We start from the raw sequence: 22,854 nt of genomic DNA on the forward strand, positions 1-22,854 counted from the left end.
CGAGACGATGATCCGTGGCGCCGGGATGCGGCGCCCGGCTTTTCCAAAGGGTCAAAATTCCGCGTGAATTTTGCTTCGGGCCGTGCCAGATTGGCCCGAAGCGGGAGGAAGACACTCCTGTCTGATGTCGCCTGCCTGCCGGAGAATCGGACAGGCAGGCGGTGCATAACGGAAAAATAACCGACAGGGTGTGGATCACATGAAACGTATCGTTCTCGGCCTCCTGGCCGCAACTGCGATGGTTCTTCCGGCCTTCGCTGCGGACATTCAGCCAGCACTTCTCTTTGATCTCGGCGGCAAGTTCGACAAGTCGTTCAACGAAGCGTCCTACAACGGCGCCGAAAAGTTCAAGGCCGAAACCGGCATCGCCTATGTGGAATTCGAGGTCTCGAACGCGACCCAGCGCGAGCAGGCGCTGCGCCGTTTCGCCGAGGATGGCCGCAATCCGATCGCCATGGCGGGCTTCTCCTGGGCGGATGCGCTGGAGAAGATCGCCGTCGAGTTTCCCGAGACAAAATTCGCCATCATCGACATGGTCGTCGACAAGCCCAATGTCCGCTCCGTCGTCTACAAGGAGCAGGAAGGCTCCTATCTCGTCGGGGTGATGGCGGCGATGGCCTCGAAGACCAAAAAGGTCGGTTTCATCGGCGGCATGGACATTCCGCTGATCCGCCGATTCGGCTGCGGCTATGTCGGCGGCGCCAAAGCGGCTGGCGCTACCGAGGTTATCCAGAACATGACCGGCGACACGCCGGCGGCCTGGAACGATCCGGCCAAGGGCGGCGAGATCGCCAAGACGCAGATCGACCAGGGCGCCGACGTGATCTACGCAGCGGCAGGCGGCACCGGTGTCGGCGTGCTGCAGGCGGCTGCCGACGCCGGCAAGCTCGGCATCGGCGTCGATTCTAACCAGAACGGCCTGCAGCCCGGCAAGGTGCTGACTTCGATGGTCAAGCGCGTCGATGTTGCCGTCTACAACACTTTCATGGACGCCAAGAACGACAAGTTCACCGCCGGCATCAACGATCTCGGTCTTAAGGAAGGCGGCGTCGACTACGCCATGGACGAAAACAACAAGGCGCTTGTCGACGACGCGATGAAGGCGGCGGTCGAAAAGGCCAAGGCCGACATCATCGCCGGTACCATCAAGGTGCATGATTACATGTCGGACAATTCCTGCCCTTACTGATCGCGAGATTGCCGATCTGCTCGACGCCGCCGGGTGACAACCCGGCGGCTTTTTTATCCGCAAGCTCACCAATGCGGCGGTTTGGCCACCGGCACGTCGGGTGTAGCCTGTTCCTCCAGCGCCAGGAAGCGGTCGGCCAGCGCATCGAGCTTGCACTGCATGCGCTCGATCACCTTCCACTGCTCGGCGATCTGGCCGGACAGTTCCTCGATGGTCTTCTCCTGCTCGGCAGCGCGGATTTCCAGCGTCGTCAACCGGTCGTCGGGCATGGTCATTTGAAATCCTCGATCAGGCGATTGTGCAGGCTGCGGCCACGTTCGAAATTGACAAGCGCGCGGGGATTTGTCGAGAGTGAATGCCGCTCCGGCAATTGGCACAGACGGGGCGTCATGCTAGGCGTTTTGACCAAGCGATAAAAATACGATGGGAAAGGCTGCATGGCGCAAGCCGCAATCGAGCTGATCGGCATCAACAAGAGTTTTGGCGCCGTCCGCGCCAATCGCGACATCAATCTGGAAATCGCGCGCGGCACCATCCACGGCATTGTCGGCGAGAACGGCGCCGGCAAGTCGACGCTGATGTCAATTCTTTATGGGTTCTATCAGGCCGACAGCGGCGAGATCCGCGTCGGCGGCCAGCCGGCATCGATCAAATCGCCCAACGACGCCATCTCGCTCGGCATCGGCATGGTGCATCAGCATTTCATGCTGGTCGACAATTTCACGGTGCTGGAAAACGTCATTCTCGGCGCCGAAAGCGATGCGCTGCTGAAGAAGAGCATCGCCAAGGCACGGTCCGAGCTGGAACGGCTCGAGCGCGAATATGGGCTGGAGGTCGATCCCGATGCGATCATCGAGGAGTTGCCGGTCGGCCTGCAGCAGCGTGTCGAAATCCTCAAGGCGCTGTATCGCGGCGCCGAGATCCTGATCCTCGACGAGCCGACGGGCGTGCTGACGCCCGCAGAGGCCGACCATCTGTTCCGCATCCTCAGGCAATTGAAGGAGCAGGGCAAAACGATCGTGCTGATCACCCACAAGCTGCGTGAGATCATGGCGATCACCGACACGGTCTCGGTCATGCGCCAGGGCACTATGGTGGCGACCAGACAGACGACGAAGACCACGGTCGGAGAATTGGCCGAGCTGATGGTCGGGCGGCGCGTTCTGCTCAGGGTCGAAAAGGGCGAGGCGGAAGCCGGCGAGGTCAAGCTTGCGGTGAAGAGCCTGACGGTGAAGGATTCGCGTGGCGTCACCATGGTCGACGACGTCTCCTTCGACGTGCGCGCCGGCGAGATCGTCGGCATCGCCGGCGTCGCCGGCAACGGGCAATCCGAAATGCTTGAGGCGATTTCCGGCATCAGGCGCGCGGTCTCGGGCTCGGTCATGCTCGACGGCAAGCCGATCGATCTGACCGGCGCCGCCGATCCCGGCGAACTGCGCGACCGCGGCCTCGCCCATGTCCCGGAAGACCGTCATCATGTCGGGCTGGTGCTGGCCTTCGAGGAGAACGAGAATTCGATCCTCGGCTATCACAACGATCCGCGCTATGTGAAAGGGCCGTTCCTCGACATCGACGCGATCCGCGACGACGCCAGGGACAAGATCACCAAATACGACATCCGCCCGGCGGACTGCCGGCTCAAGACCGCCAATTTCTCCGGCGGCAACCAGCAGAAGATCGTGCTGGCGCGGGAAATGGAACAGGACCCGGGCGTGCTGATCGTCGGCCAGCCGACGCGCGGCGTCGACGTCGGCGCCATCGAATTCATCCACAAGCGGCTCATCGCCATGCGCGACCAGGGCAAGGCGGTGCTGGTGGTGTCGGTCGAGCTCGACGAGATCCGCTCGCTCTCCGACCGCATCCTGGTGATGTTTGCCGGCCGAATCGTCGGCGAGCGCGGCCCGGAGGCGAGCGAAGGCGAGCTTGGACTGCTGATGGCCGGCGTCGAGCATCGGGAGGCGGCGGAATGAGCACGCCCTACGCCAAGCTGCCGGCCTGGGCCGATTACGGGCTGATCCCGGTGATCAATCTCGCCGTTGCCTTCGTCGTCGCCGGCCTCGTCGTGCTACTGGTTGGCGAAAATCCGTTCCGCGCGGCCGTCGTTCTGGTCGAGGGCGCATTCGGCCGTGGGCAAGGCATTGCGTTCACGCTGTTCTACGCCACCACCTTCATCTTCAGCGGGCTGTCGGTGGCGGTTGCGGCGCATTGCGGCCTGTTCAACATCGGTGGCGAGGGCCAGGGCTATATCGCCGGTCTCGGCATCGGCTTCGTCTGCCTGACCTTCGACAGCGTGCTGCCATGGTGGCTCACCTTTCCGCTGGCGATCATCGCCGCTGCGGCGATGGGGGCGCTGTGGGCGCTGATCCCGGCCTATCTGCAGGCCAGGCGCGGCTCGCATATCGTCATCACCACCATCATGTTCAATTTCATCGCCGCCAGCGTTATGGTCTACGCACTGGTCGGATTCTTGAAGCCGGCCAATTCGATGGCGCCGCAGACACGCTCCTTCCTCGACGGCGCGCAACTGCCGAAGCTCAACTGGGTCATCGAATTGTTCGGCGCCAAGATCCGCTCGGCGCCGTTCAACATCAGCTTCCTGCTGGCGCTGGCCATGGCGTTTCTGGTCTGGGTGCTGATCTGGCGCACCAGGCTCGGCTACGAGATGCGCACCTACGGCCACAGTTCGAAAGCAGCGCGCTATGCCGGCATTTCGGAAACCCGCATCATCATCGTCGCGATGATGATTTCGGGCGCGCTGGCCGGCATGATGGCGCTCAACCCGACGATGGGCGACCAGCACAATGTCGCGCTCGAATTCGTTTCGGGCGCTGGTTTCGTCGGCATCGCCGTAGCGCTGATGGGGCGCCTGCACCCGGTCGGCATTGTGCTCGCCGCAATATTGTTCGGCATGCTCTACCAGGGCGGCGCCGAGCTCGCCTTCGAGATGCCGGCGATCAGCCGTGACATGATCGTCATCATCCAGGGTCTGGTCATCCTGTTCGCCGGCGCGCTCGAGCATATGTTCCGGCCCTATGTCCAGGCGCTGTTCGCCTCGCTCAGCCCGAGATCCGTCGGCATCGAAGCGATCAAGGGGAAGGGTGCCTGAGATGGATCTGTTCAACGCCATCATCCAGGTTCTGGACTCGACCATCCGCCTGTCGGTGCCCCTGCTGCTCGCCTGCCTTGCCGGCCTCTATTCGGAGCGGGCCGGCATTTTCGACATCGGGCTCGAGGGCAAGATGCTGGTCGGCGCCTTCGCCGGCGCCGCCTCCGCCTCCGTCTTCCATTCCGCCTATATCGGCCTCGGCATGGCCATCCTCATCTCGGTCGCTTTCGCGCTGGTCCACGGCTTTGCCTCGATCACCCATCGCGGCAACCAGATCGTCTCCGGCGTGGCGATCAATTTCATCGCCGCCGGATCGACGATCATGCTAGGCCAGGCCTGGTTCCAGCAAGGTGGACGCACGCCGGCTCTTGCCTCGGACGAGCGGTTCGGGGCGATCATCTGGCCCGGAGCGGACGCGCTCAGGGGCGTGCCGATCCTCGGACCGATCTATTCGGAACTCATCTCCGGCCATTCCGTGCTGGTCTATGTCGCGTTCCTCGCCGTGCCGTTCACCTGGTGGGTGCTGTTCCGCACCCGCTTCGGCTTGCGCATGCGCGCGGTCGGCGAGAACCCGGCTGCGGTCGACACCGCCGGCATCTCGGTCGCCTGGCTGCGCTACCGGGCGCTGATCTGCACCGGCGTGCTCACCGGCATTGCCGGCGCCTATCTGTCGATGGTGCAGAATGGCGGCTTCGTCAAGGACATGACCGCCGGCAAGGGCTACATCGCCCTGGCCGCGCTGATCTTCGCCAAATGGAAGCCGGTCAACGCCATGTTCGCCTGCCTGTTGTTCGGCTTCCTCGACGCGCTGTCGATCCGCCTGCAGGGCACGCCGCTGCCGCTGATCGGCAAGGTGCCGGTGCAGCTCATGCAGGCGCTGCCCTATATCCTCACCGTCATCCTGCTCGCCGGCTTCATCGGCAGGGCGATCCCGCCACGCGCCGGCGGCGTGCCCTATGTCAAGGAACGCTGAGCATGGTTCCAGGGCGATCGCTTCAGCTTCATCTTCCGGGCGTTGGCGCTGCCCCTCACCTGCCTGCCGGCATCCTCTCCCCGTATAGGGACGGGGAGAGGGGGCGCTGTCATCGACGGTTTCGCCAAGCACCAGCGTTACAGGAAGGGCGCCAACGTTGCGGCAAGCCCTTTCTCCCCGTCACTCTACGGGGAGAATTGCCCGGCAGGGCAATGAGGGGCGGCGCCAACTTCGGTAAGCATCGCTCTCCACCGCAAGTTGGAAACCGTCACTCGTCTGAAGCGATTGCCCTGGCCCGCGTGTGGAAGAAAAACAGTGTCGCATGATCTGTTCGAAGCGGCCAAGGCCGCCATGGCCAAGGCCTATGCGCCCTATTCGAAATTCCCGGTCGGGGCGGCACTGCGCACCGAGGACGGCCGCGTCTTTTCCGGCGCCAACGTCGAGGTAGCGTCCTATCCGGAAGGCTGGTGCGCCGAAACCACGGCGCTCGGCCACTTCATCATGGCCGGCGGCGGCAGGATAACGGAGATCGCTGTCATCGCAGAGCGCATGGCGAAATGCTCGCCCTGCGGCGGCTGCCGGCAGCGGCTGGCCGAATTCTGCCGGCCGGAAACCAAACTCTATCTCTGCGACAATGCCGGCGTGGTCGAAACCGTGACCATGGGCGAGATGCTGCCCTACGGCTTTCAGGGCGACATGTTGAAATGAAGAACTTGGTTGAAATGAAGAGCTTGGTTGAAATGAAGAGCTGGTCGAAATGAAGGAAGCGCTTGATCGTCTCGTCGAAAGGCTGGACGGGCTGGCGCCCGCCACCGGGCTGGTGCTGGGTTCGGGTCTTGGCGGGCTTGTCGACCAGGTCGAGGACGCTGTTCGCATTTCCTATGCCGAATTGCCGGGCTTTCCAAGAAGCGGCGTCAGCGGCCACGCCGGCGAGGTGGTGGCGGGGCGTTTTGCCGGCACGCCGGTGCTGATACTGTCCGGCCGCGCGCATTATTACGAGCATGGCAACGCGGCGGCGATGCGGCCGGCGCTGGAAGTGCTCGCCGGCCTCGGCATCTCGCAACTGATCCTCACCAATGCCGCGGGCTCGGTCGATCCGGACATGGGGCCGGGCTCGATAATGCTGATCACCGACCATATCAATTTCTCGGGCTCCAACCCGCTGATCGGCGAGCCGAGCGACCGCCGCTTCGTCGGCCTGACCGAAGCCTATGATGCCGGCCTTCGCTCAGCCATCGAGACGGCCGCGAAGGCGACGGACACCGCGCTGCACAAGGGCGTCTATATGTGGTTTTCCGGGCCGTGCTTCGAGACGCCCGCCGAGATCCGCATGGCGCGCGTCATGGGCGCCAATGCCGTTGGCATGTCGACCGTGCCGGAGGTCATTCTCGCCCGCTTCCTCGGCCTGCGCGTCGCCGCCTGCTCGATCATCACCAATCTCGCCGCAGGGATGACCGGGGCGGAGCTTTCGCACCAGGAGACCAAGGACATGGCGCCGATTGGCGGCGCGCGGCTGGCGACAATCCTCCAGCGTGTGTTCCAGGACGGGTTGCCGGAGCGTAAGGTCCTGGCCTGATGCTTCCCCAGGAAATCATCCGCAGCAAGCGCGACGGCCACAAGCTGTCGACGCAGGAGATCGCCAGCTTCATTGAAGGCGTCACCGCCGGCACCGTCTCGGACGGGCAGGTCGGGGCGTTCGCCATGGCGGTGTTCTTCAACGGCATGAGCCGCGACGAGGCGGTGGCGCTGACGCTGGCGATGCGCGATTCCGGCGATGTACTCGACTGGTCGGACCTGCCGGGCCCGGTCACCGACAAGCATTCGACAGGCGGCGTCGGCGACAATGTCTCGCTGTTGGTGGCGCCGATCGTCGCTGCCTGCGGCGCATATGTGCCGATGATTTCCGGCCGCGGCCTCGGCCATACCGGCGGCACGCTCGACAAGATGGATGCCATATCGGGCTATATCAGCCAGCCGGACGTGGCGGGGTTCCGCAAGGCGGTGCTCGAAGCCGGCTGCGCCATCATCGGCCAGACCGCCGATCTCGCGCCCGCCGACCGCCGGCTCTATGCGATCCGCGACGTGACGGGAACCGTCGAATCGGTGCCGCTGATCACCGCCTCGATCCTGTCGAAGAAACTGGCCGCCGGCCTGCAGTCGCTGGTGCTCGACGTAAAGGTCGGCAACGGCGCCTTCATGGAAAAGTCGCGTGACGCTACGACACTGGCGAACAGCCTGGTCGAAGTCGCCAATGGCGCCGGACTGAAGACCTCAGCACTGGTCACCGGCATGAACGAGCCGCTGGCGTCGGCAGCCGGCAACGCGGTCGAGGTGCGCAATGCCGTCGATTTTCTCACCGGCCGTTTCCGTGACCGGCGGCTGGAGGATGTGACGCTGGCTTTGGCCGCAGACATGCTGCAGTCGGCCGGGCTGGTGTCATCCAACCAGGATGGCTTGCGGCGCGCCGCCGAGACGCTTGCCGGCGGCGGCGCCGCCGCCGTCTTCGCGCGGATGGTGGCGGCGCTCGGCGGTCCGACCGACTTCATAGAGAGCCCGGAAAAATACCTGCCGAGGGCGGCGACCGAGTTTGCGGTCAAGGCGACCGAATACGGTTTTGTCACCGGCATCGCCACCCGCGACATCGGGCTCGCCGTCGTCGGGCTTGGCGGCGGGCGCATACGGCCGGACGACAGGATCGATCATGCGGTTGGCATCACCCGGCTGCTGCCTGTCGGCGCCGAGGTGCGGGCCGGTGAGGCGCTGGCGCTGGTCCATGCCCGCAATGCGGGGGATGCCGAGGCGGCCGCCGCCGCCGTGCTTTCGGCCTATGCGATCGGCGCTTCGAAGCCGCCCGCGGAAAAAACCGTCATCCGGCGTATTTTGCCGCGCGGCTGATCCTTTTTAGCGGACCAAAACCGGTTTCCACTTTTTCGGGATCATGGTTCACTGGACGAGCAGCAGCGCGCCGTTCTCGACTTGGTATTTTTCCAGCCGCTGGAGAAAGCTCAGGCCAATCAAATTGGTGCGCAGCGCCTTGTCGTCGAGCACGACCGCCTGGACACCGTCGAGCGTGATCTTGCCTATCTGCAGCCGATCGACGGTCACCAGGGCAGCCTTGATCGCGCCGTTGGCAGTGTTGACCTGGTGCTTGAAGTCCGACGCGTTCAGCGAAATGCCGATCCTGCGTGCCGTCGAACCGTTGATGGCGACCAGCGTCGCGCCGGTGTCGATCATGCCGTCGACCGTTCGACCGTTGAGCTTGAACGCCGACCTGAAGTGCCCGCGCGCGTCCGCCGCGATCACGACCTTGCGGCCGAGCGGCTGCGCTGGTCTGTCGGGAACCGCAGCCAGGTTCAGGTCCGTTTCGATCGCCGGCCTGGTCCCGACCGCCGATTTCAGCAGGCCTTCGAACATCTGCGGATTCGACTGGTAGAGCATCGGGAACGACGCCGATGCTACGGCGAGCACGCCAAGGATGAGAAGATTGCGCAGCATGGACCCGCCTTCGTGAAGGTCCATGCTTATCGCGACATGGTGTTTGCCGCTTTAACGTAAGCGCGTAGGCGTCCCCACGTAGCGTGCAGGCGGTTGATCGCTCATTTTCAGCATGAATCATGCGGAGAATCCTATGAGCGACAGTATGAGCCATCATCGAACATTCGAGATTTTGACGGCGGAGCCTGTGCCGTCCCGACGCAAGCCGCGCCATCGGTCGGACGAAGAGAAGGCACGGCTTGTCGCCGAAGCGTTCTCGCCAGGGGGCAATGTCTCGGCGGTTGCGCGTTCCGAGGGGCTGGACCCCTCGCAGCTCTATGCGTGGCGCCGCAAGGCGCTTTCGTCGGGCATGGTTGCGCCACTGACGGAGGGAGCGAGCAAGCCGGCGAAGTTCACGCGCTTTGAAGCGGTGGGCAGCGACACGGTGGAAATCGTCATTGGCGACGCAGTGGTGCGCGCCGGCGGCGATGTCGATCCCGATCGCCTGGCGAGGATCATCCGCGCGGTTCGTAAGGCATGATCGCTTCCGGTGTGGTGGTTTACGTGTCGTGCCAGCCGGTCGACTTCCGCAAGGGCGCGGCATCTTTGATGGCGCTGGTCAGGGATGGCGGCCTGGACCCATTCTCGGGGGCACTTCACGTATTCCGTTCGAAGCGTGCGGACCGGGTTCGCATCGTGTGGTGGGACGGCAGCGGGGTTTGTCTTTATTCGAAGACTCTGGAAGATCACAGCTTCTGCTGGCCGGGGATATCGGCCGCGCGCATGCGTCTCGACCACGCCCAGTTGATGGCGCTTCTGGCCGGACTGGACTGGAAAAAGATTCGTCCGGCCAGGGTCAGGCGGCCGTTATCGACGGGCTGAAACCGGCCTGCGGCAAGATGAATCATGCGGCTGGAACGGTTGGGAAAGCGGCTGTTTTTGTGCTCTGTTGCTTGCCATGGTTCTACCGGGTCTTGCCCTTCCCGACGACGTTGATGCGCTGAAGGCGATGATCCTTTCCATGGCTCGCGAGCAGGCTGCAAGCGAGGCCCGGATCGCAGTCGCCGACGCTCGGATCGCAGCATCTGAGGCGGAGGTCGCCCGGCTGAAAGCTGTCGAGAAAAGCGCCAGCGAGCGGATCGCCAATCTCACGTCAATCCTGAAAGTTTTACAGCGCACGCAACATGGCACGCGTTCCGAGCGGCTACGCCTGGCCATCGACGACGAGCAGGCCTCCTTTGCCTTCGAAGAGGTCGAGACCGGCCTTTCGGAAATCCGGAGCGAACTCGACCGCGCGGTCGGGAACAAGCCGAAGCGCGCCCCGCGTCCGCGCAAGGGCTTTGCTGCCCACCTCGAACGCATCGAGGAGGTCGTCGAGCCGGAAATCCCGGCCGACTGCGAGGGGCTTGAAAAGGTTCTGATCGGCGAGGATCGATCCGAGCGGCTGGACGTCGTGCCGCCGAAGTTCCAGGTCATCGTCACGCGCCGTCCCAAATACGCCTTCCGGGGCCGTGACGGCGTGGTCCAGGCTCTGGCGCCGGCGCACATCATCGAAAGCGGGCTGCCGACGGAGCGGCTGCTCGCCTATATCGCCGTCTCCAAATACGCCGACGGCCTCCCGCTTTATCGGCAGGAGGCGATCTATCTGCGCGACGGCGTCGAGATCAGCCGGTCGTTGATGGCGCAGTGGATGGGGCATCTGGGCTTCGAGCTGCAGATGCTTGCTGATTACATACTGGAGCGCATCAAGGAGGGCGAAAGGGTCTTCGCCGACGAGACGACCTTGCCCACCCTTGCCCCTGGTTCCGGGAAAACCACGAAAGCCTGGTTGTGGGCCTACGCACGGGATGACCGACCCTATGGCGGAACCAGTCCGCCAATGGTTGCCTATCGTTTTGAAGACAGCAGAGGTGCGGATTGCGTGGCGCGCCACCTCGCCGGATTCAGCGGTATCCTGCAAGTGGATGGCTACTCGGCCTATACCAACCTGGTCAAGGCACGGGCCAAAGCCGGCAGCAATGAAACAATCCGGCTCGCCGGGTGCTGGGCTCACCTGCGGCGCAAATTCTACGACCTGCACATCAGCGGGGTCTCGCAGGCCGCGACGGATTCGATCATCGCCATGACCGAATTGTGGAAGGTCGAGGACGAGGTCCGCGGCAAGGATGCCGGAAGCCGCGCCGCGCTACGTCAGGAAAAGTCCGTGGCCATTGTCGCGAGCCTCTTCGATCTATGGGAAGCGGAACTGGGCAAGGTCTCCGGAAAATCCAAGACCGCCGAGGCGATCCGCTACGCGCTCACCCGGCGGGAGGCGCTGGAACGCTTTCTGATGGACGGTCGCATCGAAATCGACTCCAATATCGTCGAGCGTGCAATCAGGCCCCAGACGATCACGCGAAAGAATAGTCTATTCGCCGGCAGCCACGGCGGTGGACGAACCTGGGCGACGGTAGCCACCTTGCTGCAAACCTGCAAAATGAACAGCGTCGATCCGCTCGACTGGCTCTCGCAGACCTTGACCCGCATCGCTCAAGGCTGGCCGGCATCCGAAATCGAAATGCTCATGCCTTGGAACTTTAGGCCTGACGTTATCGGCTGACCGCTTACGCTTTAACAGACGCGGAAAGCGGTCGTTTGCGTAAACGATCGGTAAACGAGCGGCACGGTCATTTGGTCCCGTACATGCGGTCGCCAGCATCGCCGAGGCCGGGCATGATGTAGCCCTTCTCGTTGAGTTGGCGGTCGATGGAAGCAGTGAAGACCGGGACATCGGGATGCGCCTTTATGAAGCGCTCGAGGCCTTCTGGCGCCGCCAACAGGCAGAGGAAGCGGATGTTGGTGGCGCCGCGCCCTTTCAGCTTGTCGATAGCCGCAATCGCCGAATTGGCGGTCGCCAGCATCGGATCGACGACGATCACCAACCGATCGGCGAGATCGCTCGGCGCCTTGAAGAAATATTCGACCGCTTCCAGGGTTTCGTGGTCGCGGTAGAGACCGATATGGGCGACGCGCGCCGCCGGCACCAGGTCGAGCAGGCCTTCGAGCAGGCCGTTGCCGGCGCGCAGCACTGAGGCGAAGACCAGCTTCTTGCCCTCCAGCGTCGGCGCTTCCATCGTCTCGATTGGCGTTTCGATCGTCGTCGTCGTCAGTTCGAGGTTGCGTGTGACCTCGTAACCGAGCAGCAGCGAGATCTCGCGCAACAGCCGCCGGAAGCCGGCCGTCGAGGTTTCCTTCTTGCGCATGATGGTCAGCTTGTGCTGGACAAGCGGGTGGTCGACGACGGTGACGCCCTGCATGGTGGTCTCCTGGCTGCGCAGTTAGTGAATGGTGAATGGTGAATAGTGAATAGGGAATAGCGAATAGTGAATAGGTTGGCGAGTTCCTGATTCAGCGGAAACTTGCGGTTGACGGGCCGAAGTGCCGGGCGCACCACCATTCACCATTCACCATTCACCATTCACCATTCACCATTCACCATTCACCATTCACCATTCACCATTCACCGGCTCTTGGCGTCGAGCCGGCCCAGCAGCATTGCCTTGGTCTTCCTGTCGACGAAGGCGGCGTCGATAGCGGTTCTGGTGACGGCGGCGAGCGCCTTGTCGTTCATCGAAAAATGCTCGGCGGCAATGTCGTATTCGCGCTTCAGCGACGTCCGGAAATAGGGCGGATCGTCGGAGTTGAGCGTCACCTTGCAGCCCGCCGCCTGCAGTGCCGGAAAAGGGTGTCCGGCGAAACTGTCGAAGACCTTCAGCGCGATGTTGGAACTCGGACAGCATTCGAGCACGATGCCTTCGTCGGCGATGCGCCGAACAAGGTCGGGGTTCTCGATGGCGCGCACGCCATGGCCGATGCGGGCGGGGCGGATGTGGTCGAGTGCGGCCTTGACGCTCTCCCAGCCCATCAGTTCGCCGGCATGGACGGTGATGCCAAGGCCGGCCTCGCGGGCGATTTCGAAGGCCCTGACATAGTCCTCCAGATCGCCGATCCGCTCGTCGCCGGCGACGCCGAAGCCGGTGACCAGCGGATGCCCGCAACGTGCGGCGAAGCGGGCCGCCTGCTCGATCGATTCGACGCCGGCATTGCGCACGCCGGTGACGATCATGCGGCCCTCGATGCCGGTCTTGGCCCTGGCACGCGCCATGCCTTCGCCGAGCGCGTCCGTATAGGCCCTGGGCGACAGGCCGGCCTTCCCGGCGTGGTCCGGCGAGGTGAAGATCTCGGAATAGATGGCGCCGTCGCGGGCGAGGCTGGTCAGATAATGATCGGCCAGCCGCGCATAGTCCTCTTCCGTGCGGAACAGGTCGGAGGAGAAGTCATAAGCGGCGAGGAAGGAGGTGAAATCGTGCCAGACGAAAGAGCCGTCCTGAATGTAGGGCGAGGTGTCCTTGCCGTATTTCTGCGCCTGGCGGATGACGAGTTCGGGCGCCGCTGCCCCTTCGATATGGCAGTGCAGTTCCGCTTTCAAAGGCATGCAATCATCCCGTCAGGTCAGTCCGGGACGTTGAGCCAAAAGCATGACTCCACGACCGGGAAGCGCGGCCGAACACCGCGCCTTAAACAATAGCGTTGGCATCATCGATCGGCTATGGTCCCGCCGGTTTTATGGCGGATCAAAAATAATGTCGGTTGAGAGAACCACGGCCGTTGGCGGCATGGAAACCTCCTATGGTTTCAAGCGCGTAGGGGCAGGCGAGAAGCAGTCCCTGGTCAACGACGTTTTCCACAAGGTGGCGAACCGCTACGATCTGATGAACGACCTGATGTCGGGCGGCCTGCACCGGCTGTGGAAGGACGCCATGGTCACATGGCTCAATCCACCAAAACGACCGGGCTGGAGCGTTCTCGACGTTGCCGGCGGCACTGGTGACATCGCCTTCCGCATCATCGAGGCGAGCGGCAGGAACGCCCATGCCACGGTTCTCGACATCAACGGCTCGATGCTCGCCGTCGGCCGTGACCGGGCCGAGAAAAAGGGCCTGAAGGACAACACTGATTTCGTCGAGGCCAATGCCGAGGAGTTGCCTTTCGCTGATGCCAGTTTCGACGCCTACACGATCGCGTTCGGCATTCGCAACGTGCCGCGCATCGATGTGGCGCTTGCCGAAGCCTATCGCGTGCTGAAGCCCGGCGGGCGTTTTCTCTGCCTCGAATTTTCCGAGGTCGACATGCCGCTGCTCGACAAGGTCTACGAGGCGTGGTCGTTCAACGCCATCCCCAGGATTGGCAAGGCGGTGACCGGCGAAGGCGAGCCCTATTCCTATCTGGTCGAATCGATCCGCAAATTTCCCAATCAGCAGAATTTTGCGGCGATGATTTCCCGCGCCGGTTTTGACCGCGTGTCTTTTCGCAATTATGCCGGCGGCATAGCTGCGCTTCATTCGGGCTGGAAGCTTTGAGGCTGGCCGGTATTTTTTATACGCGACGTGCCCTTCGCCGGTTTAAGAAACCGGCAGGACAAGCGCGGTCATGAGCAGTGTCGGCGCTGGTCTCAGGCTCGTGCGGGCCGGCTGGGTGCTGGTCCGCGAAGGCGTCGTGGCGGCGTTGCCGGGCGATGAGCTCTTCGGCCTGCCGAAATTCGGCTGGCGGGTGGCACGGCTGTTCACCCGCCGCCGCGCGCTTGCCTATGAGCGTGGCGATCGGCTGGCCAAGGCGGTCGTCCGGCTCGGCCCATCCTATGTCAAGCTCGGCCAGTTCCTGGCGACCCGGCCCGATGTCGTCGGCAACGACATAGCGCTCGATCTCGCCATGCTGCAGGACAAGATGCAGACCTTTCCGCAGGCCGAGGCGATTGCGGCGATAGAGGCCTCGCTCGGGCGCAAGGTCGGCGAGCTCTACGCCAGTTTCGGCGAGGCGGTCGCCGCGGCCTCGATCGCTCAGGTCCATTTCGCCGAAACCCTTGAGAACGGCGTTGGTTCGAAGGTGGCGGTGAAGGTCATCCGGCCGGGCGTGCGGCGCCGTTTCTTTCGCGATCTCGAAAGCTATTTCCTCGCCGCCCGTCTCCAGGAAAGATACATCCCGTCGTCGCGCCGGCTGCGGCCGGTCGAGGTGACCCAAACGCTGGCGCAGACCACCAAGATCGAGATGGATTTGAGGCTCGAGGCGGCAGCGCTTTCGGAGCTCGGCGAAAACACCAGGGACGATCCCGGCTTTCGCGTGCCAAAGGTCGATTGGGAACGCACCGGCCGTGACGTGCTGACCATGGAATGGGTCGACGGCGTCAAGTTGAACGACATTGCCGGCCTCACTGCCGCCGGCCACGATCTGAAGGCGATCGCCGCCAATCTGGTCCAGTCGTTCCTGCGCCATACGCTGCGCGACGGTTTCTTCCACGCCGACATGCATCCGGGAAACCTGTTCGTCGAGCCCGACGGCACCATCGTCGCTGTCGATCTCGGCATTGCCGGCCGGCTCGGCAAGAAGGAGCGCCGTTTTCTCGCCGAAATCCTCTACGGCTTCATCACCCGTGACTATCTGCGCGTCGCCGAAGTGCATTTCGAGGCCGGCTACGTGCCGCGCCAGCATAACGTCGCAGCATTCGCCCAGGCGATCCGCGCCATCGGCGAGCCGATCCACGGCCAGCCGGCCGAGACCATCTCGATGGCCAAGCTCTTGGCGCTGCTGTTCGAGGTAACCGACCTCTTCGACATGGCGACGCGGTCCGAACTGGTGCTGCTGCAAAAGACCATGGTGGTGGTCGAGGGCGTTGCCCGCACGCTCGACCCGGCCTTCAACATGTGGAAGACGTCAGAATCGGTGGTCGGCGGCTGGATATCGGGCAATCTCGGCCCGCGTGCCCTGCTGGCCGACGCACGCGACGGCGCCGGCGCGCTGCTGGCACTGGCCCGCCAGGCGCCGGACCTCGCCGCCCGCACCGAGCGGCTGTCGCGCGAGATCGACCTGATGGCCGAGCACGGGCTGCGCTTCGACGAGGCGACCGCACATGCGATCGGCAAGGCCGAGGCGCGCCACACCCGGTCAGGCAGGCTGGCGCTGTGGGTAATCGCGCTGACGCTGGTCTATATCGCTTGGAAGCTGCTCTGACTGCAGGCAATGACAGCAGTGCTGTCATTGCAGTCATGCCCTGGCGTCGCTATATTGGTAGCAGGAGGGCGATATGGCCAGGATTACTGTCCGCAATGTCGATGAGAGCGTCATGCAGCGACTGCGTGAGCGTGGCGCCGCACGTGGGGTTTCGATGGAGCAGGAGGCGCGGGACGTGCTCGCCGCATCCGTTGGGCTGCCGACCACCAAAGGTTTCGACTGGTCGGGTATAACAGCCGAGGACGAAGCCGAGTTCAGACCGAAGGCACGGGGGCAAGGGTAACTATGGGCACCCTGACCATTCGCAATCTTGACGACGATCTGAAGCAAAAGCTGCGCGAGCGGGCTGCCAGACATGGCGTGTCAATGGAGCAGGAAGCAAGAAGTCTGTTGCTGAAGGATGTAGCGGCCGCCAAAGAACGTGAGGGGGATGTCGTTACGGTGGAGGAAATCCTCGAATTCGGCCGACGACTGCAACGAGCGGACTTCGATCAGAAGAAATTCACGGATGACCTCTGGTCTTTCATCGAGGAGGAATGACCGTGGTGGTCGATACCTCAGCGATCGTGGCCATCCTGAACCAGGAGCCCGATGCTCTCGCGATCGCCCAGCGCCTCGCCGGAAAACAGCAGATACTTATGAGCGCCGCGACTCTGATGGAATGCGGCACAGTAATTGTCCGACGCTATGGCGCGGCTGGCACGGCCGAGTTGACGGGCCTCCTCGCCAGACTGAGAGTCACGATCGTCGCGCTCTCCGCCGAACATGCGCAGGTCGGAATTGAAGCCTATGCGCTCTATGGCCGAGGTACTGGCCATCGTGCCAACCTCAATATGGGCGACTGTTTCGCCTACGCTCTGGCCAAGACCCGAAACCTGCCGCTGCTTTTCAAGGGCGACGATTTCATCCATACCGACATCGAACCGGCGCTGAAGCCGGCATGACATCGGACAAGAACTGGTCTTGGGCATGATCCTCTCCGGCAAGCGCATCCTGCTCATCATCGGCGGTGGTATCGCCGCCTACAAGGCGCTCGACCTGATCCGCCGGCTGCGCGAGCGCGGCGCCGCCGTGCGTGTCGTCATGACCGCTGCGGCGCAGGAGTTCGTAACCACGCTGTCGGTCGGGGCGCTGTCGGCCGACCACGTCTTCACCGATTTGTTCGACCGCTATGACGAACACGATGTCGGCCACATCCGCCTGTCGCGCGAGGCCGACCTTGTCGTCGTGGCGCCGGCCACCGCCGACCTGATGGCGAAGCTCGCCAATGGCCACGCCAGCGACCTTGCCTCCACCGTGCTCGTTGCCACCGACAAGCCGGTGTTGATGGCGCCAGCCATGAACCCGAAAATGTGGTCGCATCCGGCGACCCGGCGCAATTTCGCGACGTTGCAGAAGGACGGCGTCGCATTCGTCGGCCCGGCAAAGGGTGAGATGGCCGAGAGCAACGAGGCGGGCGAAGGCCGCATGGCCGAGCCGCTGGAGATCGTTGCTGCGATCGAGGCGCTGCTCGATATCGGGCCGAAGCCGCTGGCGGGCAGAAAGATCATCGTCACCTCCGGGCCGACGCATGAGCCGATCGACCCGGTGCGCTACATCGCCAACCGTTCGTCCGGCAAGCAGGGCCATGCCATCGCGGCGGCGCTGGCAAGGCTGGGCGCCGATGTGCGCCTCGTCTCCGGTCCGGTCGGCATTGCCGATCCGGCTGGTGTCACCACGCTGCATGTTGAAACCGCGAACGAGATGAAGGACGCTGTCGAACAGCTTCTGCCGGCAGATGCGGCCGTGTTTGTCGCTGCTGTTGCCGATTGGCGCAGCGAGACATCGGCCGGCGAGAAGATCAAGAAGATTGCAGGCGAGGGGCCGCCGGCGCTGCAGATGGTCGAAAACCCTGACATTCTTGCCGGTATCGGTCACCACCGGAAGCGGCCCAGCCTGGTCGTCGGCTTCGCCGCTGAAACGCAGGATCTCGTCCGCAACGCCGAAGCCAAGCTCAGGAAAAAGGGCGTCGATTTCATCGTCGCCAACGATGTGTCCCACGAAAGCGGGGTGATGGGCGGTGATCGCAACCGGGTGCGGATCGTCTCGAAGGCCGGTGTCGACGAATGGCCCGAGATGAGCAAGGACGAGGTGGCGACTCGGCTCGCCGCCTTGATCGCCGAACGGCTGAAGACGATCATCGTCTAGTCAATCTCCCCCCTTGTGGGGGAGATGCCAAGTTTTGGCAGAGGGCCAGGCCAGAGGGGGCGCTGTCCCGCCGACGTTTCGAAAGATCGTGTTCCGCAGCGGCGCTCGAAATAACAGGATCCCAGGAATCGGCGCTGTCTCGTATGGGTAGGTTAAGCCCACGTTTGGCGATCCTTCACGCCCCCTCTGCCCTGCCGGGCATCTCCCCCACAAGGGGGGAGATTGGCAGCTCCGCCGGCCGTGGGGCTGCCGGCCCCGGGATCCTCAGCGCGGCAAGGCATCCCAGAACCCCGAGCGGCACGAAGGCGAGGAACAGCCAGGTGGCGACGTTGGCCGCCGCCTCGCGGTTCAGGCCTTCGGAAAAACCGCTGGCGTTGGCGACGATGCCGGTCAACGCGGCACCGACCGCATAGCCGATGCGCTGCATGGTCGGCACGGCGGCGGAGGCGATCGTCTGCTCGCCGTCGCTGGCCGATGCGACGATCACCCGTGTGACGAAGGGCCAAGCAATGCCGAAGCCGCCGCCCTGCAGCAAGGCGCAAAACAGGATCAGCGGAATCGAACCCGCCGGCACGGCATAGGCGAAACCGGTGATGCCCGTCGCAATCATCAGCGCGCCGCCGGTGATGATCAGTCTTTCCCGCTCCGCCGGCGCATTGGCGACGAGGATCGACAGGATCGACCAGGCAATCGATTCGGCGGCGATGATATAGCCGGTGGTCAGGATCGGAATGCCGTGCAGGCTGGTCAGAAGCAGCGGCCCGTAGACGGCGAAGGAACAGGTCGCCACCGAAAACGCGGCGACCATGGTCATGCCAGCACCAACCGGCGAGCGCAATGAGAACAGCCGCGACGGGAACAGCCGCGAGCCCGGCAGCAGCGCGTCGAGGCGAATGAACAGCGCAAGTCCGATCAGGCCGAGGATGAGCAGCAGGGAGGAGCGCAGCACGGCAATGTCGACACCGGCCGTGGCGATCAGCACGACGCTGACGGCAAGGCAGCCGAGCGCGGCAAAGGGGAAGGGCGGCGCGGTTCCAGTGATCGCCTGCGGCCGGGTCGCCTCGGGCGCGTCGAGCACGATGAAGCTCGCCAATGCCATGGCGGTGCCGCCGAGCGTGAAGATACCGAAAGCCCAGCGCCAGGAGGACAACTCGGTCATCAACGCACCGAGCACCGGCCCGCTGAACGCGGCGACGCCCCAGATCGCCGACATGACGCCGAAAAGCTGTGGCCAGATGGCGCGTGGAAACAGCCGCTCGACCGAGACGAAGGCCAGCGACACCAGCGCGCCGCCGCCAAGCCCTTCGATCAGACGCCCGGTCAGGAACAGCGGCATGGACGGCGCGGTGGCGCAGACCAGGGCGCCGGCGGCATAGAGCAGGGCGGCGACCATCATGTTGCTGCGTAGGGCGACATAGCTCACCAGCCGTCCGGCGCCGGCACCGGCGACGATGGCGCCGAGCTCGTAGATCGCCAGCGACCAGCCGACCAGCTGAACGCCGGCGAGTTCGCCGACCATCGCCGGCATCACCGTCGCCACCATGGTTTCGTTGGTGGCGTGCAGCAGGATGCCGAGGCTGATGAAGCAGAAGCGCGCTAGATCGCCACTCGCCCACAGTGCCCGCCAGTCGACCCTGTTTGTGCTGGTTTCGATCACCCCGCCCTCCCAAACTTCTTATACGCCGATTCAAAAAATGGTGGAGCGCTCTTCGTCTCCAACAGGCACGCGGCGCTTCGGGGACGGGTTGTAGAACCTCAACCGCAGTTGAGCTCAAGCGGTTTTTGCGGTGCTTCGATGCGATGAACGCGGGACCAGAGGGATCGCGCATCCCGGCGCCACTATCAATCCGTTGTGCTGCGCAACTGGAACTAGCTCCCGCGGATAGCGATGTTGGTTCCCCTCACTGAAACGATTTAGCGGCGCCTATGTGCTAGTTAATTGTTGCCAGCTTCTGCAACTTATTATATTAGTTACAGCGAATATTACCATGCTTCGGTCGTACTGGAGCACGACAATGAGCGCTACCTATTTGCGCAAGCAAAATATCGCGGCGGTTCTATGCGCCGCAGAGGGACCTTCACCCGAAAGAGTCTTGGGAGGCCCGGCGGCATAACCCGCTGCTGGCGGCCTCATAACTTCCACATCTCCCACAGCATAATCGATCGAGCCGGATCGAGGGCTCGCTCTGCGCCCTCATGCTGCCGACCAGTGCCAGAGATGGCCTGCGCAGCACCCCTCTAGAGCGGGATGAGATTACCTGCGGTCATAGCCTGAGTTTGCGAAGTAATTTGAGCACTCGAGCGGTGTGACGCGGTTGAGAATCTGGCCGATGGCGTTGCAGACCGTTTCAACGGTGCGCTTTGCGGCCTTTCGCAGCCAGTGCTTGAGCTTGGCGAAGAGCTGTTCGATCGGATTGAGGTCAGGCGAGTATTTCGGCAGGAAGAAGAGCCTCGCGCCGGCCTTTCGGATGGCGCGACGCACGGCCTTGCCTTTGTGGCTGCCGAGATTGTCCATCACAACGATGTCGCCCGGCTGGAGAGTGGGCACGAGAACCTTCTCGACATAGAGGAGGAACCTCTCGCCGTTGATCGGCCCGTCGATGAGCCAGGGCGCTTCGACGCGATCATGACGCAGCGCAGCCAGAAAGGTCATTGTCTTCCAGTGGCCATTGGGAACTTTGGCCTTGATCCGCTGTCCGACCGGTGCCCAACCCCTGAGCGGGGCCATGTTGGTCTTGGTCCAGGTCTCGTCGATGAACACCAGGCGGGCGGGGTCGATCCGGTCCTGATACAGAACCCATTGCCTCCGTCGGCGCGCAACATCGGGACGATCTTGCTCGGCGGCGATCAGCGTCTTTTTTTGTGAGACAGCTTCTCGGCGTGCACGAACTCCCACACCGAGCGGTAGTCAACCTTCAGGCCACGCTCGCCAAGTTCGGCCACAAGCCCGCGCAAGGTGAAGTCCTTCTCCCGGCAGCGCTCGACAAGCCAGTCGCGCCACGCTCCCGATATCTTCTTCGGCTTGTAGCCGCCCACTTGGCGGGGCGCCACGCTCCCCGTCTGTTCCACCCGCTTCAGCCACTCGATCGCCGCGCTGTAGCTGACGCCAAATCGAGCAGCCGCCGCGCGCCGCGAAAGCCCTTCAACCTTGACCGCCGCAACAACCCGTTCGCGCAGGTCCATTGAATATCCAACCATCAATGCTGGCCTCCTGCCCAGCAGCAAGGTTGAATCAGATCATCGCTGATTTGGGAATCCCACGACTCCCATAAATCTCATCCCGCTCTAGCTCTGGCAAATTCGGAGGAAAACATGATTGTTGGACATAGTGTTTTAAAGCTGGCCGCGGCTGCGGCTTTCATGGGTGGGACACTGTTGCTTGGAACAGGCGGAGCGCTGGCGCAGAACAACTGTCCTGGCGTGTCGGCGCAGCAGTGCACAGACTTCTGCGGCGCCGCTGGTGTGGCTACTTGCGAGAAGACGGGGTCGGTTCCGGACTGCCAATGCAATGAGGACACGAAGGATGTGAATGGCAATGCGTTCGGCACGGCAACGCAGGACACTGCTGAAGGCAAGGGCAATATCGGCAACAAGACCGAGACGGGTTGCGAGGGTAATCAAGGTCAATGCAAGCAGCAGTAATATCCGAAAATTCGAGTTTTCGTTTATGTGGTTGGCTGTTCATGAATTTATTCTATAGGTGGAATAAATTCCTCTACTGCCAAAGCACAGATTAGAGCTGGGAGGGGTCTACTTCTCCTTCCGGCTCGGAGGTGGTCAGAACATGATGCGCAGCGTTCTGTTCGTTACGGTAATCCTCGGCGCCGCGGTGACGCCAGGGAGTTCGATGGGACCGTCGCCATCGGCGACTTCCGGCCAGGTATTGTCGGCCTTCAATAACCTCTCAGCTCTCCTCAAGCCGTCCTCGATCCGGCCCGATACCCCCGCCTATCGCTCGCAAGCCGTGGAGCGCGGCGATATCATCACAACAGTTCAGGCGGCTGGCACGCTGAACGCATTGGTTATGGTGGAAGTCGGTTCTCAGCTCTCGGGTCGGGTGAAGCAACTCTATGTCGACTTCAACTCCAAGGTTACCAAGGGCCAGGTCATCGCCCGGGTTGAGCCGGAGATTTATGAGGCGAGAGTAGCGCAAACCCTTGCCGAACGGGAGATGGCCCAAACGCAGGTTTCCGTACAGCGGGCCCAGATCGAGCGGGCCAGGGCAGAGTTAGAGACCGCCGAGGCGAGATATGATTCTGCCGCAGCACAGACTGCACGCGCCGAAATCGCGCTCGATGGTGCGGCGCAGGAGGTGAACCGCAAACGCTCGCTGGCTAAGCAAAAGATCATCGCGGTAGGTGAGTGGGAGCGGGACAACACTGCGCATAATTCTGCCAAGGCGCAGGCGACTGCGGCCCAGGCGGAGGAACTGTCGCAATCGGCAGCCGTTCGAGCCGCCAAAGCGACACTCAACATGGCCGAAGCGGAGCTCGCCAACACGCTTGCCCAGGTGAAGCAGAAGGAAGCGGTGCTTCAGCAGGCTCAAATCGATCTTGACCGCACCTATGTACGCGCGCCGGTCACCGGCACAGTGGTCAATCGCGCCGTCAGTGGCGGTCAGACCCTGGCGGCTAGCCTGCAGACACCGATCCTGTTCACCATAGCTCAGGATCTGACTGAGATGCAGGTGGAGGCCTCGGTGGTCGAAGCCGATATTAGCCGTTTTGCGCTTGGCCAGCCGGTTACCTTCACCGCCGATGCCTATCCCGACCGAATTTTCACCGGCACGGTGAAGCAGATACGCAAGGCACCGCATGGTCGTTCAAAATGTCGTCACATACATAGTGGTGGTCGGTACGAAAAATTCCGATGAGCTGCTGT

Annotated in this window: 24 protein-coding genes; 18 read left to right on the forward strand and 6 right to left on the reverse strand. The window is 63.0% G+C overall.

From position 1 onward, the window contains the following. The first annotated feature begins 199 nt into the window (after window positions 1-199). Complete coding sequence (locus JG739_RS07940; protein ID WP_202365993.1) at window positions 200-1,189, forward strand: BMP family lipoprotein; 990 nt, start codon at window positions 200-202, stop codon at window positions 1,187-1,189. A 65-nt stretch (window positions 1,190-1,254) separates the two neighbouring features. On the opposite strand, the gene JG739_RS07945 is transcribed toward JG739_RS07940, so the two are convergent. After that, the gene (locus JG739_RS07945) at window positions 1,255-1,464 is read right to left on the reverse strand and encodes a SlyX family protein (protein WP_202365994.1); all 210 of its coding nucleotides are present in this window, start codon (window positions 1,462-1,464) and stop codon (window positions 1,255-1,257) included. Window positions 1,465-1,626: 162 nt separating this feature from the next. Between JG739_RS07945 and JG739_RS07950 the strand changes: the two genes are divergently transcribed. The 6 genes from JG739_RS07950 (at window position 1,627) to deoA (ending at window position 8,163) form a co-directional block, all read left to right on the forward strand. Beyond that, window positions 1,627-3,159, forward strand: a complete 1,533-nt coding sequence (locus tag JG739_RS07950) for an ABC transporter ATP-binding protein (protein WP_202365995.1) — start codon at window positions 1,627-1,629, stop codon at window positions 3,157-3,159. Then, window positions 3,156-4,295 (forward strand): ABC transporter permease, encoded by a 1,140-nt coding sequence (locus JG739_RS07955; RefSeq protein ID WP_202365996.1) that lies wholly within the window; start codon window positions 3,156-3,158, stop codon window positions 4,293-4,295. Before JG739_RS07950 ends, JG739_RS07955 begins: the two co-directional genes overlap by 4 nt. A 1-nt stretch (window position 4,296) precedes the next feature. After that, window positions 4,297-5,268, forward strand: coding sequence for an ABC transporter permease (locus JG739_RS07960; protein WP_202365997.1), 972 nt, complete (start codon window positions 4,297-4,299; stop codon window positions 5,266-5,268). A 315-nt stretch (window positions 5,269-5,583) separates the two neighbouring features. Next, a complete protein-coding gene (gene cdd / locus JG739_RS07965) occupies window positions 5,584-5,976 on the forward strand; it encodes a cytidine deaminase (RefSeq protein ID WP_202365998.1) in 393 nt (130 codons plus the stop codon). Between the two features lie 49 nt (window positions 5,977-6,025). Next, window positions 6,026-6,844 carry a purine-nucleoside phosphorylase gene (locus JG739_RS07970; RefSeq protein ID WP_202365999.1) on the forward strand — a complete coding sequence of 273 codons (819 nt, stop codon included), beginning with the start codon at window positions 6,026-6,028 and terminating at the stop codon, window positions 6,842-6,844. Further along, a complete protein-coding gene (gene deoA / locus JG739_RS07975) occupies window positions 6,844-8,163 on the forward strand; it encodes a thymidine phosphorylase (RefSeq protein ID WP_202366000.1) in 1,320 nt (439 codons plus the stop codon). The genes JG739_RS07970 and deoA overlap by 1 nt, the downstream gene beginning before the upstream one ends. A gap of 48 nt (window positions 8,164-8,211) precedes the next feature. On the opposite strand, the gene JG739_RS07980 is transcribed toward deoA, so the two are convergent. Next, on the reverse strand, window positions 8,212-8,763 hold the full coding sequence (locus JG739_RS07980; protein ID WP_202366001.1) for a TIGR02281 family clan AA aspartic protease: 552 nt from the start codon (window positions 8,761-8,763) through the stop codon (window positions 8,212-8,214). A gap of 133 nt (window positions 8,764-8,896) precedes the next feature. Here JG739_RS07980 and JG739_RS07985 point away from each other — a divergent pair, with 133 nt between their 5' ends. From JG739_RS07985 to tnpC, 3 genes are all read left to right on the forward strand, one after another. After that, the gene (locus tag JG739_RS07985; RefSeq protein ID WP_183445375.1) at window positions 8,897-9,283 is read left to right on the forward strand and encodes a transposase; all 387 of its coding nucleotides are present in this window, start codon (window positions 8,897-8,899) and stop codon (window positions 9,281-9,283) included. Next, window positions 9,280-9,624 carry an IS66 family insertion sequence element accessory protein TnpB gene (gene tnpB, locus JG739_RS07990; RefSeq protein ID WP_183445374.1) on the forward strand — a complete coding sequence of 115 codons (345 nt, stop codon included), beginning with the start codon at window positions 9,280-9,282 and terminating at the stop codon, window positions 9,622-9,624. The genes JG739_RS07985 and tnpB overlap by 4 nt, the downstream gene beginning before the upstream one ends. A gap of 76 nt (window positions 9,625-9,700) precedes the next feature. Continuing rightward, window positions 9,701-11,341, forward strand: coding sequence for an IS66 family transposase (gene tnpC / locus JG739_RS07995; protein ID WP_183445373.1), 1,641 nt, complete (start codon window positions 9,701-9,703; stop codon window positions 11,339-11,341). 67 nt (window positions 11,342-11,408) lie between these two features. Here tnpC and upp read toward each other — a convergent pair whose 3' ends face one another. Together upp and JG739_RS08005 are read right to left on the reverse strand one after the other, a co-directional pair. Beyond that, complete coding sequence (upp, locus tag JG739_RS08000) at window positions 11,409-12,038, reverse strand: uracil phosphoribosyltransferase (protein ID WP_029348092.1); 630 nt, start codon at window positions 12,036-12,038, stop codon at window positions 11,409-11,411. A gap of 203 nt (window positions 12,039-12,241) precedes the next feature. Then, the gene (locus tag JG739_RS08005) at window positions 12,242-13,216 is read right to left on the reverse strand and encodes an adenosine deaminase (RefSeq protein ID WP_202366002.1); all 975 of its coding nucleotides are present in this window, start codon (window positions 13,214-13,216) and stop codon (window positions 12,242-12,244) included. A 148-nt stretch (window positions 13,217-13,364) separates the two neighbouring features. On the opposite strand from JG739_RS08005, the gene ubiE reads away from it, so the two are divergent. From ubiE to coaBC, 6 genes are all read left to right on the forward strand, one after another. After that, window positions 13,365-14,141 (forward strand): bifunctional demethylmenaquinone methyltransferase/2-methoxy-6-polyprenyl-1,4-benzoquinol methylase UbiE, encoded by a 777-nt coding sequence (gene ubiE / locus JG739_RS08010; RefSeq protein WP_202366003.1) that lies wholly within the window; start codon window positions 13,365-13,367, stop codon window positions 14,139-14,141. Window positions 14,142-14,211: 70 nt separating this feature from the next. Further along, window positions 14,212-15,786, forward strand: coding sequence for a 2-polyprenylphenol 6-hydroxylase (ubiB, locus tag JG739_RS08015; protein ID WP_202366004.1), 1,575 nt, complete (start codon window positions 14,212-14,214; stop codon window positions 15,784-15,786). 73 nt (window positions 15,787-15,859) lie between these two features. Continuing rightward, window positions 15,860-16,069, forward strand: a complete 210-nt coding sequence (locus JG739_RS08020) for a FitA-like ribbon-helix-helix domain-containing protein (RefSeq protein ID WP_202366005.1) — start codon at window positions 15,860-15,862, stop codon at window positions 16,067-16,069. A 2-nt stretch (window positions 16,070-16,071) separates the two neighbouring features. Then, window positions 16,072-16,326, forward strand: coding sequence for a FitA-like ribbon-helix-helix domain-containing protein (locus JG739_RS08025; protein WP_202366006.1), 255 nt, complete (start codon window positions 16,072-16,074; stop codon window positions 16,324-16,326). Further along, a complete protein-coding gene (locus JG739_RS08030) occupies window positions 16,323-16,730 on the forward strand; it encodes a type II toxin-antitoxin system VapC family toxin (protein ID WP_342216434.1) in 408 nt (135 codons plus the stop codon). Before JG739_RS08025 ends, JG739_RS08030 begins: the two co-directional genes overlap by 4 nt. 25 nt (window positions 16,731-16,755) lie before the next feature. Continuing rightward, window positions 16,756-17,973: a bifunctional phosphopantothenoylcysteine decarboxylase/phosphopantothenate--cysteine ligase CoaBC gene (gene coaBC, locus JG739_RS08035; protein WP_202367373.1), complete on the forward strand. Its 1,218-nt coding sequence runs from the start codon at window positions 16,756-16,758 to the stop codon at window positions 17,971-17,973. A 175-nt stretch (window positions 17,974-18,148) separates the two neighbouring features. Here coaBC and JG739_RS08040 read toward each other — a convergent pair whose 3' ends face one another. Together JG739_RS08040 and JG739_RS08045 are read right to left on the reverse strand one after the other, a co-directional pair. Continuing rightward, on the reverse strand, window positions 18,149-19,630 hold the full coding sequence (locus tag JG739_RS08040; protein ID WP_202366008.1) for an MFS transporter: 1,482 nt from the start codon (window positions 19,628-19,630) through the stop codon (window positions 18,149-18,151). 597 nt (window positions 19,631-20,227) lie between these two features. After that, window positions 20,228-21,171 (reverse strand): IS630 family transposase gene (locus tag JG739_RS08045; RefSeq protein WP_446720497.1). Its coding sequence is split into 2 segments (ribosomal slippage): window positions 20,228-20,835 and window positions 20,835-21,171, totalling 945 coding nucleotides; the frame shifts between segments, so codons are not numbered across the junction. 114 nt (window positions 21,172-21,285) lie between these two features. Here JG739_RS08045 and JG739_RS08050 point away from each other — a divergent pair. Then, complete coding sequence (locus JG739_RS08050) at window positions 21,286-21,615, forward strand: hypothetical protein (RefSeq protein WP_202366009.1); 330 nt, start codon at window positions 21,286-21,288, stop codon at window positions 21,613-21,615. A 145-nt stretch (window positions 21,616-21,760) separates the two neighbouring features. Continuing rightward, complete coding sequence (locus JG739_RS08055; protein ID WP_202366010.1) at window positions 21,761-22,846, forward strand: efflux RND transporter periplasmic adaptor subunit; 1,086 nt, start codon at window positions 21,761-21,763, stop codon at window positions 22,844-22,846. The last annotated feature ends 8 nt before the right edge of the window (window positions 22,847-22,854 follow it).

It is taken from the genome of Mesorhizobium sp. L-2-11, assembly GCF_016756595.1.
Classification (GTDB): Bacteria; Pseudomonadota; Alphaproteobacteria; order Rhizobiales; family Rhizobiaceae; genus Mesorhizobium.